The sequence below is a fragment of the Curtobacterium sp. MCPF17_018 genome, from assembly GCF_003234135.1.
GTDB classification, from domain to species: Bacteria; Actinomycetota; Actinomycetes; order Actinomycetales; family Microbacteriaceae; genus Curtobacterium; species Curtobacterium flaccumfaciens.
The window spans coordinates 98,121-115,501 of sequence record NZ_QKSJ01000003.1 but is presented as its reverse complement, the minus strand read 5'-3'; the positions used below and the strand labels follow the sequence as shown (position 1 = coordinate 115,501).

17 protein-coding genes are annotated in these 17,381 nt (G+C 70.4%); 14 read left to right on the top strand and 3 right to left on the bottom strand.

The window, feature by feature from the left end:
* Positions 1 to 8 precede the first annotated feature (8 nt).
* The 6 genes from ispG (at position 9) to rbfA (ending at position 8,067) form a co-directional block, all read left to right on the top strand.
* Positions 9 to 1,163: a flavodoxin-dependent (E)-4-hydroxy-3-methylbut-2-enyl-diphosphate synthase gene (ispG, locus tag DEJ27_RS04970; protein ID WP_181430089.1), complete on the top strand. Its 1,155-nt coding sequence runs from the start codon at positions 9 to 11 to the stop codon at positions 1,161 to 1,163.
* A gap of 123 nt (positions 1,164 to 1,286) precedes the next feature.
* The gene (locus tag DEJ27_RS04965) at positions 1,287 to 3,038 is read left to right on the top strand and encodes a proline--tRNA ligase (RefSeq protein WP_110858991.1); all 1,752 of its coding nucleotides are present in this window, start codon (positions 1,287 to 1,289) and stop codon (positions 3,036 to 3,038) included.
* A gap of 143 nt (positions 3,039 to 3,181) precedes the next feature.
* Complete coding sequence (gene nusA, locus DEJ27_RS04960) at positions 3,182 to 4,177, top strand: transcription termination factor NusA (protein ID WP_027465762.1); 996 nt, start codon at positions 3,182 to 3,184, stop codon at positions 4,175 to 4,177.
* A 68-nt stretch (positions 4,178 to 4,245) separates the two neighbouring features.
* Complete coding sequence (locus DEJ27_RS04955) at positions 4,246 to 4,557, top strand: YlxR family protein (RefSeq protein ID WP_031259737.1); 312 nt, start codon at positions 4,246 to 4,248, stop codon at positions 4,555 to 4,557.
* A 74-nt stretch (positions 4,558 to 4,631) separates the two neighbouring features.
* Positions 4,632 to 7,481 (top strand): translation initiation factor IF-2, encoded by a 2,850-nt coding sequence (gene infB, locus DEJ27_RS04950; protein WP_110858990.1) that lies wholly within the window; start codon positions 4,632 to 4,634, stop codon positions 7,479 to 7,481.
* A gap of 112 nt (positions 7,482 to 7,593) precedes the next feature.
* Entirely contained in the window at positions 7,594 to 8,067 is a 474-nt protein-coding gene (gene rbfA / locus DEJ27_RS04945) for a 30S ribosome-binding factor RbfA (RefSeq protein WP_110858989.1), read from the top strand.
* Here the strand turns inward: rbfA and DEJ27_RS04940 are convergent.
* Positions 8,064 to 8,990 carry an A/G-specific adenine glycosylase gene (locus DEJ27_RS04940; protein ID WP_375231863.1) on the bottom strand — a complete coding sequence of 309 codons (927 nt, stop codon included), beginning with the start codon at positions 8,988 to 8,990 and terminating at the stop codon, positions 8,064 to 8,066. The two genes, rbfA and DEJ27_RS04940, sit on opposite strands and share 4 nt — an antisense overlap.
* 52 nt (positions 8,991 to 9,042) lie before the next feature.
* On the opposite strand from DEJ27_RS04940, the gene DEJ27_RS04935 reads away from it, so the two are divergent.
* The 5 genes from DEJ27_RS04935 to DEJ27_RS04915 are packed head-to-tail and all read left to right on the top strand — an operon-like array spanning position 9,043 to position 12,308.
* The gene (locus DEJ27_RS04935) at positions 9,043 to 9,489 is read left to right on the top strand and encodes a hypothetical protein (RefSeq protein ID WP_111123646.1); all 447 of its coding nucleotides are present in this window, start codon (positions 9,043 to 9,045) and stop codon (positions 9,487 to 9,489) included.
* 22 nt (positions 9,490 to 9,511) lie between these two features.
* Positions 9,512 to 10,474 (top strand): tRNA pseudouridine(55) synthase TruB, encoded by a 963-nt coding sequence (gene truB, locus DEJ27_RS04930; protein ID WP_111090430.1) that lies wholly within the window; start codon positions 9,512 to 9,514, stop codon positions 10,472 to 10,474.
* Complete coding sequence (locus tag DEJ27_RS04925; protein ID WP_110858986.1) at positions 10,471 to 10,836, top strand: hypothetical protein; 366 nt, start codon at positions 10,471 to 10,473, stop codon at positions 10,834 to 10,836. The genes truB and DEJ27_RS04925 overlap by 4 nt, the downstream gene beginning before the upstream one ends.
* Positions 10,837 to 10,881: 45 nt before the next feature.
* Complete coding sequence (locus DEJ27_RS04920; RefSeq protein WP_110858985.1) at positions 10,882 to 11,337, top strand: hypothetical protein; 456 nt, start codon at positions 10,882 to 10,884, stop codon at positions 11,335 to 11,337.
* Between the two features lie 8 nt (positions 11,338 to 11,345).
* Positions 11,346 to 12,308, top strand: coding sequence for a bifunctional riboflavin kinase/FAD synthetase (locus DEJ27_RS04915; RefSeq protein WP_110858984.1), 963 nt, complete (start codon positions 11,346 to 11,348; stop codon positions 12,306 to 12,308).
* Between the two features lie 118 nt (positions 12,309 to 12,426).
* On the opposite strand, the gene DEJ27_RS04910 is transcribed toward DEJ27_RS04915, so the two are convergent.
* The gene (locus tag DEJ27_RS04910; RefSeq protein WP_027465754.1) at positions 12,427 to 13,659 is read right to left on the bottom strand and encodes a DUF349 domain-containing protein; all 1,233 of its coding nucleotides are present in this window, start codon (positions 13,657 to 13,659) and stop codon (positions 12,427 to 12,429) included.
* Between the two features lie 113 nt (positions 13,660 to 13,772).
* Positions 13,773 to 14,585 carry a peptidylprolyl isomerase gene (locus DEJ27_RS04905; RefSeq protein WP_111090429.1) on the bottom strand — a complete coding sequence of 271 codons (813 nt, stop codon included), beginning with the start codon at positions 14,583 to 14,585 and terminating at the stop codon, positions 13,773 to 13,775.
* Between the two features lie 129 nt (positions 14,586 to 14,714).
* On the opposite strand from DEJ27_RS04905, the gene DEJ27_RS04900 reads away from it, so the two are divergent.
* From DEJ27_RS04900 to DEJ27_RS04890, 3 genes are all read left to right on the top strand, one after another.
* Entirely contained in the window at positions 14,715 to 16,067 is a 1,353-nt protein-coding gene (locus DEJ27_RS04900; RefSeq protein WP_110858982.1) for a replication-associated recombination protein A, read from the top strand.
* Positions 16,068 to 16,301: 234 nt separating this feature from the next.
* Positions 16,302 to 16,931, top strand: a complete 630-nt coding sequence (gene rpsD, locus DEJ27_RS04895) for a 30S ribosomal protein S4 (RefSeq protein ID WP_017887166.1) — start codon at positions 16,302 to 16,304, stop codon at positions 16,929 to 16,931.
* Positions 16,932 to 17,167: 236 nt separating this feature from the next.
* Entirely contained in the window at positions 17,168 to 17,350 is a 183-nt protein-coding gene (locus tag DEJ27_RS04890) for a hypothetical protein (RefSeq protein ID WP_027465751.1), read from the top strand.
* Positions 17,351 to 17,381: the final 31 nt, after the last annotated feature.

Here is a 17,381-nt window from a genome sequence, read left to right as displayed (position 1 = left end):
GTGCTCACGTGCCCGCAGTCAACCTCGGTATGCCCAAGTCCCCCGAAACCCTCGCTCCGCGTCGCAAGTCGCGGCAGATCCGGGTCGGCAAGGTGCTCGTGGGCGGCGACGCCCCGGTGTCCGTGCAGTCGATGACCACGACGCAGACCACGAACATCAACGCGACGCTGCAGCAGATCGCCGAGCTCACGGCCTCGGGCTGCGACATCGTCCGGGTCGCCGTGCCCACCCAGGACGACGCCGACGCGCTGGCGATCATCGCGAAGAAGTCGCAGATCCCCGTGATCGCCGACATCCACTTCCAGCCGAAGTACGTCTTCCAGGCGATCGACGCCGGCTGTGCCGCCGTCCGCGTCAACCCGGGCAACATCCGCAAGTTCGACGACCAGGTCGGCGCGATCGCCAAGGCCGCCAAGGACGCCGGCGTCTCGCTCCGCATCGGCGTGAACGCGGGGTCGCTCGAGCCGAGCCTGCTGCAGAAGTACGGCAAGGCCACCCCCGAGGCGCTCGTCGAGTCCGCCGTGTGGGAAGCCTCGCTGTTCGAGGAGCACGACTTCCACGACTTCAAGATCTCGGTCAAGCACAACGACCCGATCGTCATGGTCAAGGCCTACCGCCAGCTCGCCGCCGCCGGCGACTGGCCGCTGCATCTCGGCGTGACCGAGGCCGGCCCGGAGTTCCAGGGCACCATCAAGAGCGCCACCGCGTTCGGCATCCTGCTGGCCGAGGGCATCGGCGACACCATCCGCGTGTCGCTCTCCGCCCCGCCCGCGCAAGAGGTCAAGGTCGGCCTGCAGATCCTGCAGTCGCTCAACCTGCGGGAGCGCAAGCTCGAGATCGTCTCCTGCCCGAGCTGCGGTCGCGCGCAGGTCGACGTGTACCAGCTCGCGAACGACGTCACCAAGGGGCTCGAGGGCATGACCGTCCCGCTCCGAGTCGCCGTCATGGGCTGCGTCGTGAACGGCCCGGGCGAGGCACGCGAGGCCGACCTGGGCGTCGCCTCGGGCAACGGCAAGGGGCAGATCTTCGTCAAGGGCCAGGTCGTCAAGACCGTGCCCGAGGCCGAGATCGTCCAGACCCTGATCGACGAGGCGAACCGCATCGCGGACGAGATGGGTCCGGCCGCCGCCACGGGCACGCCCCAGGTCGTCACGACCGTCTAGCGCCGGTTCTCGCGCGGTGGGCGCCCGACGCGTCGTTCTCGCGCGTGGCGCGCGACGCGTCGTTCTCGCGCGTGGTGCGAGGGGCCGCACGCACCGGGCAGGCACCGCCACTAGGCTTGCCCCGTGGTCACACGGCTTTCGCATCTGTTCCTCCGTACGCTCCGCGACGACCCCTCCGACGCCGAGGTGACGAGCCACAAGCTGCTCGTCCGCGCCGGGTACGTCCGTCGCCAGTCCCCGGGGATCTTCGCCTGGCTGCCGCTCGGACTCCGCGTGCGCGCCAAGATCGAGGCGATCATCCGCGACGAGATGGTCGCCGCCGGTGCGCAGGAGGTCCTGCTGCCGGCGCTGCTGCCGCGCGAGCCGTACGAGGCGACGAACCGCTGGACCGAGTACGGCGACGGCATGTTCCGCCTGCAGGACCGCAAGGGCTCCGACTACCTGCTCGCGCCCACGCACGAGGAGATGTTCGCGCTCCTGGTGAAGGACCTGTACTCGTCCTACAAGGACCTGCCGGTGACGCTGTTCCAGATCCAGGACAAGTACCGCGACGAGGCCCGGCCCCGCGCCGGACTCCTGCGCGGCCGCGAGTTCACCATGAAGGACGCGTACTCGTTCGACCTCACCGACGAGGGCCTCGAGCGCAGCTACCAGGTCATGCGCGACGCGTACGAGAAGATCTTCGCCCGCCTCGGCCTCGACTACGTCATCGTCAAGGCCGACGCCGGCGCGATGGGCGGCTCCAAGTCCGAGGAGTTCCTGCACCCGATCGGCGTCGGCGAGGACACCTTCGTCCGCAGCGCCGGCGGCTACGCGGCCAACGTCGAGGCCTACGTCACCCCCGTCCCCGAGTCGCTGCCGATCGAGGGCCAGCCCGAGCCCGTGCTGCTGCCGGCATCGGACACCCCGACGATCGACACGCTCGTCGCCCACGCGAACCAGGTCGCGCCGCGCGATGGTGCTCCGTGGACCGCGGCCGACACGCTGAAGAACGTCGTCCTCGCGCTCACCCACCTCGACGGCACGCGCGAGGTCGTGGTCGTCGGCCTGCCCGGTGACCGCGACGTCGACCTGAAGCGCGCCGAGGTGTCGTTCGCCCCGGCCGAGGTCGAGGCCGCCGGCGACGACGACTTCAAGAAGCACCGGGGCCTGGTGAAGGGCTACATCGGCCCGCAGGTCCTCGGAGCCGACAGCGCCACCGGCATCCGCTACTTCGTCGACCCCCGTGTGGTCGACGGCACGAGCTGGATCACCGGCGCCAACGAGCGCGGCGTGCACGTCTCCGGCCTCGTCGCCGGCCGCGACTTCGTGGCCGACGGTGTCGTCGAGGTCTCCGACGTCCGCGCCGGTGACCCGTCCCCGGACGGCTCCGGCCCGCTCGAGACCGCTCGCGGCATGGAGATCGGGCACGTGTTCCAGCTCGGTCGGAAGTACGCCGAGGCGCTCGGTCTCAAGGTGCAGGACGAGAACGGCAAGCTCGCCACGGTCACGATGGGCTCGTACGGCATCGGCGTGACCCGCATCCTCGCGATCCTGGCCGAGTCCCACAACGACGAGAAGGGCCTGGTCTGGCCGAAGAACGTCGCGCCGTTCGACGTGCACATCGTCGCCACCGGACGTGACCAGGTCGCCTACGACCTGGCGGCCTCCGTCGTCGCCGAGCTCGAGGGCGAGCGGTTCGACGTGCTGTACGACGACCGCCCGAAGGTGTCGCCCGGCGTGAAGCTCCGCGATGCCGAGCTGCTCGGCATGCCGATCGTCGTCGTCGCCGGCCGCGGCGCCGCCGAGGGCGTCGTCGAGCTGTGGGACCGCGCTACCGGCGACCGCCGCGACGTGCCGGTGGCCGACCTGCTCGACGCGGTCCGGGCGATCTAGACGCGACCCCTGACGGACAGGAGGCCCGTGGCGACGCCGCCACGGGCCTCCTGTCCGTCTCCTGGTTCTGGGGTAGGCTTGTGGCCGACTTCTGCGCAGTTCCACCCCGCAGGAGCGACTCATCTGAATACGGAGGCACCTCGGTGAAGATCGATCTCGCAGTCCTGCGACTCATGGAGCGCGAGCGGGAGATCCCGTTCGACGAGCTCGTCCAGATCATCGAATCTGCCATCCTGACCGCCTACCAGAAGCACGCCGACGAGAACGGCGAGCCGGCCCACGCGCAGTCGCGTGTGGAGCTCGACCGCAAGTCCGGCGAGGTCAGCGTCTACGTCCCCGAGCTCGACGACGAGGGCACCGTCATCGGTGAAGCCGTCGACCAGCCGAGTGACTTCGGACGCATCGCGGCCTTCGCGGCGAAGCAGGTCATCAACCAGCGCCTGCGCGACATCGGCGACGACAAGATCCTCGGCGAGTTCCGCGGCAAGGAAGGCGACATCGTCGCGGGCGTGGTCCAGCAGGGCCCGAACCCGAAGATGGTGCACGTCGACCTCGGGACGATCGAGGCGATCCTGCCGCCCGAGGAGCAGGTGCCGGGGGAGTCCTACACGCACGGCTCCCGCATCCGCGTCTACGTGACGAGCGTGGCCCGTGGCAACAAGGGCCCGCAGATCATCGTCTCGCGCACGCACCCGGGCCTCGTCCGGAAGCTCTTCGCGCTCGAGGTCCCGGAGATCGCGTCCGGTGTCGTCGAGATCACCTCGCTCGCCCGCGAGGCCGGGCACCGCACGAAGATCGCCGTCAAGGCGAACGAGCCCGGTGTGAACGCGAAGGGTGCCTGCATCGGCGAGCTCGGCGCACGTGTCCGCGCCGTCACGAACGAGCTCGGTGCCGAGAAGATCGACATCGTCGACTACTCGTCCGACCTGGCGTCGTTCGTCGCGAGCGCCCTGTCGCCGGCCAAGGTGACGAGTGCGTTCGTGCTCGACGCCTCGACGAAGGCCGTCCGCGCGCTCGTGCCGGACTACCAGCTGTCGCTCGCGATCGGCAAGGAAGGGCAGAACGCCCGCCTCGCCGCGAAGCTCACCGGTGCCCGCATCGACATCCAGCCGGACTCCATCCTGGACGGCGAGGACTAGGACGATTTCGCTCCCGGCGCGCCCTGCGAGGGCGCGCCGGATCGCGCACGTCCGAGGCAAGGAGTAGAGTGGTTCCCGTCAGAACGTGCATCGGCAGTCGTCGTCGCGCTTCCCGATCCTCCCTCCTCCGAGTCGTCGCCCTGAGCGACGGCCGTGTCGTGGCGGATCCGAAGGCAGTCATGCCGGGGCGGGGAGCGTGGCTCACACCGACCGTCGATGCCTACGATCTGGCCGTCAAGCGCAGGGCTTTCCGCCGTGCGCTCCGGTTGGATCGCGATCCCGACACGTCCGCGGTGCTCGACCACATCGTCGGTCTCCCACAGGAACCGGCCGAGCGCCCGGACATGACAGAACAGGCTGAACGGCTTATGGACAACTGATGAGCGGCTCGAAATGAGACCCGTCATCCATTGAGTCCTGCCCCTTCACGGGGTGGGACCCGTGAAGGAGAACAGTGGCTAAACCACGCGTACACGAGATCGCAAGCGAACTCGGCGTCGACAGCAAGACCGCACTCGAGAAGCTCAAGGAGCTCGGCGAGTTCGTCCGGGGTGCCAGCTCGAGCATCGAGCCCCCCGTGGCACGGAAGCTCCGTGCCGCCCTCCAGGCAGACGGCGCCCCCGCGGCGAAGCCCGCCGCCTCGGCCTCCGCGCCGAGCGCACCCGCCAAGGCAAGCGCGCCGAAGTCGAGTGCACCGAAGCCCGGCGGCCCCCGTCCGGGCCCGGCTCGTCCGGCACCGGCTCCCGAGCCCGAGGCCCCGGCAGCACCCGCTGCCGACGTGCCCGCACCGGCCGCACCGAAGTCCGTCGCCCAGCGACAGGCCGAGGCCGAGGCCGCGCAGAAGGCCCGCGCCGAGAAGCAGGCCGCTGAGAAGCAGGCCGCCGAGGCAGGCGGGTCGACCGACGCAGCGCCGAAGTCCGACGCCGTGAAGCCGGGCACCAGCCCGAAGGCTCCCGCGGCCGCCGGTCCGAAGCCGGGTGGCCCCAAGCCCGGTGCACGTCCGGGCAACAACCCGTACTCGTCGAACCAGGGCATGGGCTCGCGCCCGCCGCGCCCCGGCAACAACCCGTACTCGTCCAACCAGGGCATGGGCCAGCGCCCGGCCGCCGGCGCAGCCGGTGGCGGTGGCATCCCGCGTCCGCAGCCCCCGCGTCCGGGCACGCCCCGTCCGGGTGCTCCGCGTCCCGGTGGTCCCGGTCAGGGCAACCGTCCCAACGGCTTCGGGCAGCGCCCGGGCCAGGGTGGTGGCCGTGGCGGCCCCGGTGCCCGTCCGGGTGCCGGCGGCGGTGCCGGTGGCGGCTTCCCGCGTCCGGCCTTCAGCGGCCCGCGTCCCGCCGGTGGCGGTGGCCGTGGTCGTGGCCCCGGTGGTGGTACCGCCGGTGCGTTCGGTCGCGGTGGCGGCAAGAGCCGTGCCCGCAAGTCGAAGCGGACGAAGCGCGCCGAGTACGAGATGCGTCAGGCACCGTCGCTCGGCGGTGTGCAGGTCCCTCGCGGCGACGGCAACACGGTCGTCCGACTCCGTCGTGGTGCGAGCATCTCGGACTTCGCGGACAAGATCGACGCCATGCCCGGCAACCTCGTGACGGTGCTGTTCCACCTCGGTGAGATGGCGACCGCGACCGAGTCGCTGGACGAGGCCACGTTCGAGGTCCTCGGTGACGAGCTGGGCTACAAGATCCAGATCGTCTCGCCCGAGGACGAGGACAAGGAGCTCCTCGAGGGCTTCGACATCGACCTCGACGCAGAACTCGAGGACGAAGACGACGACGTGCTGCAGCAGCGGCCGCCGGTGGTCACCGTCATGGGTCACGTCGACCACGGCAAGACCCGCCTCCTCGACGCGATCCGCAACTCGAAGGTCGTCGAGGGCGAGGCCGGTGGCATCACCCAGCACATCGGTGCGTACCAGATCGTCGCCCAGCACGAGGGCATCGACCGCCCGATCACCTTCATCGACACCCCGGGTCACGAGGCCTTCACGGCCATGCGTGCCCGCGGTGCCCAGGTGACGGACATCGCGATCCTCGTGGTCGCGGCGGACGACGGCATCATGCCCCAGACCATCGAGGCGTTGAACCACGCGCAGTCGGCCGGTGTGCCGATCGTCGTCGCGGTCAACAAGATCGACAAGGAAGGCGCGAACCCCGCCAAGGTCCGCCAGCAGCTCACCGAGTACAACCTGGTGGCCGAGGAGTACGGCGGCGACGTCATGTTCGTCGACGTGTCGGCGCGGCAGAACATCGGCATCCAGGAACTCCTGGACGCCGTGCTGCTCACCGCGGACGCCGGTCTCGACCTGCGTGCGAACCCCGACAAGGACGCCCGTGGTGTCGCGATCGAGGCCCGGCTCGACAAGGGTCGCGGTGCAGTCGCCACGGTCCTCATCCAGTCCGGCACGCTCCACGTCGGTGACGCCATCGTGGCGGGCACGGCCTACGGCCGAGTCCGTGCGATGACGGACGAGAACGGGGTCGCGGTCAAGGCCGCGACGCCGAGCCGCCCGGTCCAGGTGCAGGGTCTGTCCTCGGTGCCCCGCGCCGGTGACACCTTCCTCGTCACCGAAGAGGACCGCACGGCTCGTCAGATCGCCGAGAAGCGTGAAGCCGCCGAGCGCAATGCCCTGCTGGCGAAGTCGCGCAAGCGCATCTCGCTCGAGGACTTCACCCGTGCTCTCGAAGAGGGCAAGGTCGAGTCGCTCAACCTCATCATCAAGGGTGACGTCTCCGGTGCCGTCGAGGCACTCGAGCAGTCGCTCCTGGACATCGAGGTCGACGACAGCGTCCAGCTCCGCATCCTGCACCGCGGTGTCGGTGCGATCACGGAGTCGGACATCGACCTCGCCACGATCGACAACGCCATCGTCATCGGCTTCAACGTCCGTCCGGACGTCAAGGCCCGTGAGCGTGCGGCGCGTGAAGGCATCGACGTGCGCTTCTACTCGGTCATCTACAACGCACTCGACGACATCGAGCAGTCCCTCAAGGGCATGCTCAAGCCCGAGTACGAAGAGGTCCAGTCGGGCGTCGCCGAGATCCGCGAGGTGTTCCGTTCCTCGAAGTTCGGCAACATCGCGGGTGTCATCGTCCGCTCCGGCACGATCACGCGCAACGCCAAGGCGCGCGTCATCCGCGAGGGTGTGGTGATCGCCGATGGCCTGGCCATCGAGTCGCTGCGTCGCTTCAAGGACGACGTGACCGAGGTCCGCACGGACTTCGAAGCCGGTATCGGTCTGGGCAAGTTCAACGACATCCAGATCGGCGACGAGGTCGAGACGACCGAACTCGTCGAGAAGCCGCGCGACTGATCGCGTGACTCCTCTGGGCCCCGGCCTCCCCGTGCGGGAGGCCGGGGCCCGACCCCTTTCCCACGCAGGACCACCGGCGGGAAGCGTCCCGCCACTGCCTCAGGAGGCACCAATGGCCGATCCGCAGCGCGCACGCAAGATGGCGGACCGCATCAAGGAAGTCGTCGCACGTCGACTCGACAAGGGTCTGCGGGACCCGCGACTCGGGTTCGTCACGATCACCGACGTCCGTGTGACCGGTGACCTGCAGCACGCGTCGATCTTCTACACCGTGTACGGCACCGACGAGGAGCGTGCGGACTCGGCCGCGGCGCTCAAGGCCGCGACCGGCATGCTCCGGTCCGAGGTCGGCAAGAACATCACCGCCCGGCTCACGCCGTCGCTCGAGTTCATCGCCGACGCCCTGCCCGAGACCTCGGCACACATGGAGGACCTGCTCGTGCAGGCCCAGGTGCGTGACGAGCAGGTGCGGGCAGCCTCGGTGGGCGCGACGTACGCCGGCGACGCCGACCCGTACAAGCGCGACGAGGACGACGAAGCCGACGACGCTGCCGAGACCGACGGCTCCACCGAGCCGCGTTCCTAGGTCCCGGGCAGCTGGTAGCCGCTCGCGTCGTCGCCGACGGCCAGTCCGTCACGCAGGAGCGACGCGAGCGCCCGGTCGCGCTGGTCGGCGTCCGGCCACACCGGTTCGATCTCGGACCGGGTGACCGGCACGTCGCTGGCGCGCAGCTCGGCCATGATCAGGCCGCGCACCTGGCGGTCACTGCCGGCGAACTTCGCCTGCCGCGGAACTCGCGGCCCGTCGTGCTCCGGGTACCCGGCCGCACGCCACACGCAGCGGTCCGCGATCGGGCACGCGTCGCACGCGGGGGAGCGGGACACGCACACGAGCGCGCCGAGCTCCATCACGGCGGCGTTCGTGGCGGCTGCGTCGTCGCGGTCCGCCGGCAGCACGGACTCCATCAGCGGGAGGTCCTGCTTCGCCTTCGCCGGGCCGGGTTCGCCCTGGCCGAGGACGGCACGTGCGAGCACGCGGCGCACGTTGACGTCCACGACCGGGTGCCGGTCGCCGTACGCGAAGACCGCGACGGCCCGCGCGGTGTAGTCGCCGATGCCCGGCAGCGCGAGCAGGGCGTCGACGTCGCGCGGCACGACGTTGCCGTGGTGGGTCGCGATGGCGGTCGCCGCCGCGTGCAGCGCGAGCGCGCGTCTCGGATAGCCGAGCCGGTCCCAGGCACGCACCGCCTCGGACGGCGGCGAGTCCGCGAGGTGGCGAGGCGTCGGCCACCGGGTGAGCCACGCCTCCAGACGGGGGATCACGCGCGCGACCTGCGTCTGCTGCAGCATGATCTCGCTGACGAGCGTCCCCCACGCGGGGAAGCCGGGGCGCCGCCACGGCAGGTCCCGCGCCTGCTGCCGGAACCACGCGATCAGCGGGGTCGCGATGTCGGGCCGTTCCGGCGTGGCCGGCTCCTGCACGCCGCGTCGCGCGGTCGGTTCGTCCACATCCGGTCTGGAGGCCCGACTCGCGTTCACCTCGACAGCCTACGGTGGACGCATGGCACGCTGGGCACCAGAAGAGACCGACACGATGGCTGCGATCGCTGCAGAGGCGATCGCGCAGGTCGGCACGAACCGCACCGTCATCGGCGTCGACGGGCAGGACGGCACCGACCTCGAACGGGTCGCGGCCGCGCTCGTCACCGGTTTCGAGCAGCACGGGGTCTCCGCGATGGCGGCAGCCGCGCCGTCCGCCGACCAGGACACGCTCCGGTCCGACCTGGTGACGCCGTTCCGCACGACCGGAGCCGGTGACGGTGTCCTGGTCGTGCACGGACGGGGCGTCCTGGCCCCGGGGGTGCGCACCCTGTGGCGCTGGTCGCTGTGGGTGGAGCAGGAGTCCGGCCGGCTCGAGCGCCGTGCCGACGTGAAGATCGCGGCCTCCGCCGTGCTCGACGTCACCGATCCCGAGCACCCCCGTCGCGAGTGGAACGACGCCTGCTGACCGGCGCTGGTAATCTCGCCTGGTGCTCGAAACCGCGCCGGACGGCATCCTCCTCGTCGACAAACCGCAGGGGATCTCCAGCCACCGGGTGGTCTCCATCGCCCGTCGGCGCCTCGGCCTGAAGAAGGTCGGCCACGCCGGGACCCTCGACCCCATGGCCACCGGGCTGCTGCTGCTCGGCATCGGGCCGTCCACCCGGTTGCTGACGCACCTGGTGGGCCTGGACAAGACCTACACGGCGACCATCCGGCTCGGTGTCTCGACGGACTCGGACGACGCCGACGGCACGCCGACCGCTGCCGTCGGTGTGATCGCTGCCGACGTCTCGGACGACGCCGTCGAGACCGCCGTCGCAGCACAGCGGGGTGTGATCGACCAGGTCCCGTCCACGGTCAGCGCGATCAAGGTCGACGGGCGCCGTGCCTACGACCTGGCGCGCAAGGGCGAGGCGGTGGAGCTCAAGTCGCGCACGGTGACCGTCTCGCAGTTCGACGTGACGACGCGGAACGAGCGGACCGTCGCCGTCGACGGCACCGACATCGCCGTGGTGGACCTCGACGTCGTCGTGACCTGCTCGTCGGGCACCTACGTCCGCGCGCTCGCGCGTGACGTCGGCGCTGCCCTCGGCACCGGAGCGCACCTCGTCGCGCTCCGGCGGACCCGCGTCGGACCGTTCGACGTGCAGGACGCGATCGACCTCGAGGACGACACCGTCGACGTCCGCGCCGCGCTCGCACGTCCGGCGGACATCGCCCGGCGGCTCTTCTCGTCCGTGACCCTCGACGCAGCCTCGGCGAAGGACCTCAGCGACGGCAAGCGCGTCGCGGCCGAGCACCCCGACTCGGACGGTCCGGTGGCAGCGGTCACCGCGTCCGACGACCGGCTGGTCGGCCTCGTCTCCGTCCGCCGTGGACTGCTCCGGGTCATCACGAACTTCCCGACGCCCGGTGCGTCGTCCTCCTCGCAGACCGGAGCCCGCGCGTGATCGAGTGGTACATGTGGGTGCAGCTGGTGCTCGCCGTGGTGGTGGGGCTCTTCGCGGTCGTCGTGGGGTTCATCGGTTGGAAGCCGAACGACTACACCGTCGGCGCCCTCGTGCTCATCGAACTGCTGCTCCTGGTGCAGGGCGTCATCTCGATCGTGCTGCCGGCGACGGGCAGTCCGCCCGACGGCAACGCGCTCGAGTTCGGGGTGTACGCCGTGTCGGTGCTGCTCGTCCCACCGGCCGCGGTCGTGTGGGCACTGGTCGACCGCACGAAGTGGAGCACCGTGGTGCTCGGCGCCGGGGCCTTCACCGTCGCGGTGATGGTCTACCGGATGTACCAGATCTGGTTCGCGCTGAACTGACGCCAGAGGTCATGCGCGGAGCCGCGCGTCGGTAGAATCGGTGCAATGGCGACCAGATCCTCACTCGCGACCGGCATCGGCCGCGTCCTCATCGCCGTGTACGGCATCCTCGCGCTGGCGGCGACCGGACGCAGCGTCGTGCAGATCATCGAGAAGTTCTCGTTCGCACCGTTCGCCTACACGCTCAGTGCCATCGCTGCCGTCGTCTACATCGTCGCGATGATCGCCCTCATCGTGCCCGGCCGGTTCTGGTACCGGGTCGCCTGCGTCACGATCGTGTTCGAGATGACCGGCGTGCTCGTCATCGGCACCCTGTCGCTGTTCGACCGCCAGTTATTCCCCGACGACACCATCTGGTCGTACTACGGGATGGGCTACGCCTTCGCGCCGCTCGTGCTGCCGATCGCCGGGCTCTGGTGGCTCCGCAAGCACCACCGCACCGCGGTCACCGAGTCGTCGGCACCGGTTGCGTCCTCGTCCACCGCCCCGGCGAGCGAGTAGGAGCAGCCGTGCAGTTCTACGAGGACACCGCCGACGTGGCGGACGGGTTCGGGCCGAGTGCGGTCACCATCGGCAAGTTCGACGGCGTGCACGTCGGGCACCGTGCCGTCATCGCACACCTCGAGCGTGCCGCTCGCGAGCACGACCTCGTGGCCACCGTGGTCACGTTCGACCGCCACCCGCTCAACGTCATCGACCCGCCGCACGTCCCGCCGGCCCTGACGAGCACCGCGCAGCGCCGCGAACTGCTCGAGGATGCCGGGGTGGACGCCACCCTGCTGCTCCGGTTCGACCAGGAACTGCAGTCGAAGTCGCCCGAGGCGTTCGTGTCCGAGATCCTCGTCGACACCCTGCACGCCCGGCTCGTCTTCGTCGGCAGCGACTTCCGTTTCGGCGCGAAGGGCGCCGGCGACGTCGCGCTGCTGCGTGCCATGGGGGAGCAGCACGGGTTCACGGTCGAGCTCATCGACGACGTGGACCTGATCGACGACGTCCGACCCGACGGTGAGCGCCGGGTGTCCTCCACCTGGATCCGGGAGCTCCTGGGTCAGGGCCGCGTGGCCGAGGCCGCACGACTCCTCGGGCGGGAACACGCCGTGCGGAGCGTCGTGGTGCACGGCAACCAGCGCGGCCGGGCGATGGGGTACCCCACGGCGAACCTCGATCCGGCGTGCGAGGGCTTCGTCCCCGCCGACGGCGTCTACGCCGCCCGGGTGCTGCACGACGGCACCGTCTACCCGGCAGCGGTGTCGGTCGGCAACAACCCGACGTTCGAGGGCGTGCCGGCGAAGCAGATCGAGGCGCACCTGCTCGACGTCGACATCGACCTGTACGGCGATCGCATCTCGGTGCTCTTCGTGTCGTACGTGCGCGGCATGGTGAAGTTCTCGTCGATGGACGAGCTCGCCGCGCAGATGCGGCAGGACGACCTCGACATCCGGCTGCTGCTCGGACTGCCCGCGCCGGTCTGACCTGCTGATCACGCTGGATCGGCCAGCACGCTGGTCCGGCTCGCCCGCTGGTTCCCCCGGAACGAACAACGCCCCCGTGACCGATCGGTCACGGGGGCGTCGTTCGTGGTGCGGAGGCTCAGCCGCCCAGGGCGTCGAGCCAGATCTTGCGGGCGTCGAGGGCTTCCTGCGCGTCCTTGATCTTCCGGGCGTCGCCGGTGGCCTGCGCCGCGGCGAGCTCGGACTGGAGCTTGCCGATCGCGTCTTCCAGCTGGCTCGCGAGGCCGTTCTGACGGGCCTTGCGCTCCGGGTTCGATTCCTTCCAGTGCGCGTCCTCGAGCCCACGCACGTGGTCCTCGACGGCACGCAGGCGGTCCTCGACCCGACGGACGTCACCGCGGGGGACCTTGCCGATCTCGTCCCACCGGCGCTGGATCCCGGTGAGGGTCTTGCGCGCGGCGACCCGGTCGGTCGCCTGCAGGAGCGGCTCGGCCTCGGTCAGCAGGGCCTGCTTCGCCTCGAGGTTGGCGGAGAACTCTTCGTTCTCGGCTGCGCTCTCGGCGTGGCGCTGCTCGAACAGCACGTCTCCGGCGGCCTTGAAGCGCGCCCAGAGTGCGTCGTCGTGGCGCTTGCCTGCACGCCCGGCGTTCTTCCAGTCGTCGAGGAGCTGGCGGTAGTCCGGGATCGCGTCCGAACCGCGGGGCGCGAGGGCCTCGGCCTGCGCCACGAGCTCCTGCTTGCGGGTCCGGGCGTCACGGTGCTGTGCGTCCAGCTCGGAATAGAAGGCGCGACGGTGCTGGTCGACGGTGGACCGCGCTGCGCGGAACCGCTTCCACAGGTCGTTGGCCTCGTTCTTGGGGATGCGCGGGCCGTCGTGCTGGTGCTGCTGCCAGCGCGCGAACACGTCGTCGAGCTGCGCCGTGATCTGCTTCCACTGCGCGCGCGCCGGGTCCACCGCGGCGAGTGCCTCGGCTTCCTCGACCAGGGCGGTGCGGTGCGCCAGGGCGTCCTGCAGCGCCTGCTGCGCCTGTTCCGCCTGCTCCTTGGTGAGCGAGCCGAGCTGCTCGGTGAGCGCGCCCACGCGGGTCTCGAGCGACTTGATGTCACCCACCACCCGCGCGTCGGCGACCAGAGCGGTCAGGTGCTCCACCGTCCGGGCGACGTCGTTCGCCGACGCACCGCGCTGGACGCGCTGCTCGGCGATCTTCACCTGCCCCTCGAGGTCGGCGTACTTCCGCGCGAAGTAGGCGAGGGCTTCTTCGGGGGTGGCGTCCGGGTACTCACCGACAGCACGTTCGGTCTCTTCGTACCGGACGTACACGGTCCCGTTCTCGTCGACCCGCCCCCAGGTCGTTGCTTCGTCAGATCCCACAGGTCTCGCCTCGATCGTGGTCGTGCATCGCCGACGTCACCGTCGGCACGGTCAGGTCGTCAGCCTATTGCACGGACGGGCTCCGCCGCCCGACCGGTGCGCCGGGTTGTGGACTACTTCTGCTCCGCGATGGTCGCGTCGGTGATCTTCGTCGCCACCTTCGGCTCGCCGGTGCCGTCGCCGCCGGGCGATGCGATGCCCTTCGCGGCGATCTTCGACTCGAGCTCGGACAGCCCGCTCGTGACCTTGCCGACGACCGTGTAGCCGCCCGTGGAGCCGTCGAGCGTGGTGTCCCCGTAGACGATGAAGAACTGCGTCGACTGCGAGTACGGGGAGTCCGACCGTGCGATGGCGATCGTGCCCTCCTCGTAGACGCCGTCCTCCGGCACGTTCTCGAGCGGGCCGTACTCGAAGCCGGCGTCACCGGTGCCGTCGCCGTTCGCGGAGCCGCACTGCAGGAACTTCAGCCCGTCGCTGTCGGCGAGCCGGTGGCAGGTGGTGCCGTTGTAGAACTGCTCACGGATCAACGAGATCTCGACGCTCGTGGCCTGCGGCGCCTTCGCGCCGTCCAGCTCGATGCCGAGGTCGATGTCCTCGTTGAGCGTGAGGGTGCCGGTCCAGGTCGCGCCCTTCGCGATCGACTTGCTCGGCACGTCGCCGGTGTTGCCGGCCGTGGCGCTGGCCGACGGCGTGGCCGTCGACGACGCGGAGGCGCTCGGGGCCTGGGCGTCCGATCCCCGCGATCCTGCGAAGGCGAGCTGCGACCCGGTGGCGAGGGCCGCGACGAGGACGAGGGCACCGGCGCCGATCAGGTTGTCCCGCACGCGGCGGCGTCGCTGCCGCTCGTGGAGGCCCTGGCGGGCCTGGTAGAGGCGGAGGCGCTCGCGCGCCTCACGGTTGTCACGCGCTGGGTTCTTCGGTGCCACGGTGCTGGTCTGCCCTCTCGTCGCAGTGTGCAACGAGCGTAGCCGAACGGTCGCCGCCACCAGTCGGGAGGCGCGGCCTGCGTCGGTGGACCGGCCTACGATTGCAGGATGGCAGCGGATCGTTCGGGAATGCACGCGCCCACCACGGGTGGCCGCGCCGGTCTCGCGCAGGGTTCCGTCCCACTCGCCGTCCGGATGCGCCCCACCAGCCTCGACGAGGTCGCCGGTCAGCAGCACCTGCTCGGCCGGGGTTCGCCCCTGGTGCAGCTCGCCACCGGCACGCGTGAGAACCCCGGCGGGGTCTCCGTGATCCTGTGGGGACCACCCGGAACCGGCAAGACCACGCTGGCGCAGGCCATCGCACGGCAGTCCGGTCGCGAGTTCGTCGAGCTCTCGGCCGTGACCGCCGGTGTGAAGGACGTGCGCGAGGTCATGGAGAAGGCGCTGACCCACCGTGACCTGTACGGGTCGACCACGGTGCTGTTCCTCGACGAGATCCACCGGTTCAGCAAGGCCCAGCAGGACGCCCTGCTGCCCGGCGTCGAGAACGGGTGGGTCATCCTCATCGCGGCCACCACCGAGAACCCGTCGTTCTCGGTCATCTCGCCGCTGCTGTCCCGTTCGCTGCTCCTGACGCTCAAACCGCTCACCGATCCCGACCTCGGCATGCTCGTCGACCGCGCGGTGGAAGACCCCCGCGGGCTCGGCGGTGCCGTCGTCCTCGGTGACGAAGCCCGCAGCGCGATCATCCGGCTCGCGTCCGGTGACGCCCGACGTGCCCTCACCGCGCTCGAGGCCGCGGCGGCGTCGGCCAGCGCCGCACAGGACGAGGACGACGACACCGTGCCCGTCGTCGATGCCGACACCGTCGCGGCAGCGGTCGACCGGGCCCTGCTGCGCTACGACCGACAGGGCGACGAGCACTACGACGTCATCAGCGCGTTCATCAAGTCGGTGCGGGGGAGCGACGTCGACGCCGCCCTGCACTACCTCGCCCGGATGATCGAGGCCGGCGAGGACTCCCGGTTCATCGCGAGGCGGATCATCATCTCCGCGTCCGAGGACATCGGCATGGCCGATCCGCAGGCGCTGCCCATCGCCGTCGCGGCGGCCCAGGCCGTCCAGCTCATCGGGATGCCCGAGGGGCGGATCCCGCTGGCCGAGGCGGTCGTCTACCTGGCGACGGCGCCGAAGTCGAACGCCGCCTACAACGGGGTCAACCAGGCGATGGCCGACGTCAAGGCGGGGCGCATGGGCACGGTCCCGATGCACCTGCGCGACGCGCACTACGCCGGGGCGAAGCGCCTCGGGCACGGCAAGGGGTACGTCTACTCCCACGACGCCGAGCACGGGGTCGCCGAGCAGCAGTACCTGCCGGACGCACTCGAGGGCACCGAGTACTACACGCCGACTGCCAACGGGTACGAGCGCGAGGTCGGGCCGCGGCTCGAACGACTCCGGAAGATCACACGCGGCCACTAGCGTCGGTGCTTCTGCGCTCGCCCCGATGCTGCTAGCATTGCCGGGCCTACGTCCTGGTCCTCGAGCACGGCTGCGTCGAGGACAGAGTGCCACTCCGGTGGTACGGGGGCAGAGGTTCGGACTGTAGCCGTCCGATCCCACAGGCTCATCCCTCTGGATCCCGTCGTCGGGGCCACCGGCACTCGCGTGCCCGGCCTCCGGTGAGTATTCAGTTCGAACAGAGAAAAGGACCCTGTGTCTACCAAGTCACGTACCCGCAGCAAGACCCGCCTGTCGCGCGCACTCGGCATCCCGCTGACGCCGAAGGCTGCCCGTTACCTCGAGAAGCGCCCCTACGGGCCCGGTGAGCACGGCCGTACGCGCCGTCGTGCGGACAGCGACTACGCCGTCCGCCTCCGTGAGAAGCAGCGTCTGCGCGCCCAGTACGGCATCCGCGAGAAGCAGCTCCGCATCGTCTTCGAAGAGGCCCGCAAGACGAAGGGCCTGACCGGTGAGAACCTGGTCGAGCTCCTCGAGCAGCGCCTCGACGCCCTCGTGGTCCGTGCCGGCTTCGCCCGCACCACCGCGCAGGCCCGTCAGCTGATCGTGCACCGCCACATCCTGGTCGACGGCAAGCTCGTCGACCGCCCCTCCTTCCGCGTCAAGGAGGGCCAGCTGATCCACGTCAAGGCGAAGTCCGAGTCGATGGAGCCCTTCCAGGTCGCCGCTGCCGGTGGCCACCAGGAAGTCCTCCCGAAGGTCCCGGGCTACCTCGAGGTCGAGATCGAGAAGCTCCAGGCCCGCCTCGTGCGTCGCCCGAAGCGCGCCGAGGTCCCCGTGACCTGTGAAGTGCAGCTCGTCGTCGAGTACTACGCAGCTCGCTGATCCACTGATCACACCCGAACGGCGGGTCGTCCTCTCGAGGGCGACCCGCCGTTCGGCGTTCCGGCAGCGGAACACGCCGCCGTCTCGGCGAGGCGCCTCGGTGTGCGCGAGACGCCGCCGGTTTCGGCGGCGTCGCGCCGACACGACGGCGTCTTGCAGACGGGGACGCGCGGAAGTGCCCGGCGACTAAGCTTGTCCGGGCATGCACCGCTCGGGTGCACAGAGGGAGAGGCACCGTGAAACAGCTGTTCTTCGTCGCCGTCGGCATCGTCATCGGGTTCGCCGTCGCACACCGGGTCGCCCAGACCTCCGGTGGCGCCCGGCTCTTCGCCGAGGTGAACGCCAAGACGAAGGCCTTCACGGGTGCCGTCGCGGACGGCTACCGGTCGCGCGAGGCCGAGCTCCGTACCGACGTCTGAGCGCTCCGACCGAGCAGCCACGACCCTCCTC

Bases quoted from the DNA above. Each gene is read 5' to 3' on its own strand.
- rbfA (WP_110858989.1), top strand. From the start codon at position 7,594: ATGGCCGATCCGCAGCGCGCACGCAAGATGGCGGACCGCATCAAGGAA.
- DEJ27_RS04935 (WP_111123646.1), top strand. From the start codon at position 9,043: ATGGCACGCTGGGCACCAGAAGAGACCGACACGATGGCTGCGATCGCT.
- DEJ27_RS04920 (WP_110858985.1), top strand. From the start codon at position 10,882: ATGGCGACCAGATCCTCACTCGCGACCGGCATCGGCCGCGTCCTCATC.
- DEJ27_RS04900 (WP_110858982.1), top strand. From the start codon at position 14,715: ATGCACGCGCCCACCACGGGTGGCCGCGCCGGTCTCGCGCAGGGTTCC.